Raw genomic sequence first — 648 nt, forward strand, 5'->3', positions numbered from 1 at the left:
GCACGGCGCGGCCGAGCTGGCCGTTGCAGCCCGTCACCAGCGTGCGCCTGGGCGCCATGGGCAGGGCGTCGGCGAGTGCGGGGTGGGCCTTGTCGGCCTCGGAGAGCTCGCACTCGGACAGCGGGATGGGCCACTCGATGCCGAGGTCGGGGTCGGCGAGGTTCACGAAGGTGTAGGTGGACTTGAGCTCCGCGGACCAGTGGGCGTTCACCAGGTAGGTGTAGGCGGTGCCGTCCTCGAGGGCCTGGTAGGAGTTGCCCACGCCGCGGGGCACGTAGATGGCGCGGCTCGGGTCGAGCTCGCAGGTGTAGACCTGGCCGAAGGACGAACCGGGGCGCAGGTCGACCCACGCGCCGAACACGCGGCCGCAGGCCACGGAGATGAACTTGTCCCAGGGCTCCGCGTGGATGCCGCGGGTCACGCCCTTCCGGTCGTTGAAGGAGATGTTGTTCTGGACCGGGCCCATGTCGGGCAGGCCCAGCGCGCGCATCTTCTCGCGCTGCCAGTTCTCCTTGAACCAGCCGCGGGAGTCACCGTGCACGGGCAGGTCGAACACGAGCATCCCGGGGATGTTCGTGCTCGTAGCGTTCAGTTCCTTCTCGAATTCGAGCGCCATGGAGGCCGCCTTTCTCGTTCTGATCGGTGCGG

At 68.7% G+C, this 648-nt stretch carries 1 protein-coding gene; it reads right to left on the minus strand.

The window, feature by feature from the left end:
* The coding region (locus COLINT_RS08595) for a dTDP-4-dehydrorhamnose 3,5-epimerase family protein (protein WP_039910276.1) at positions 1–616 on the minus strand (616 nt) is incomplete at its 3' end.
* Positions 617–648 lie beyond the last annotated feature (32 nt).

The organism is Collinsella intestinalis DSM 13280 (assembly GCF_000156175.1).
Lineage (GTDB): Bacteria > Actinomycetota > Coriobacteriia > Coriobacteriales > Coriobacteriaceae > Collinsella > Collinsella intestinalis.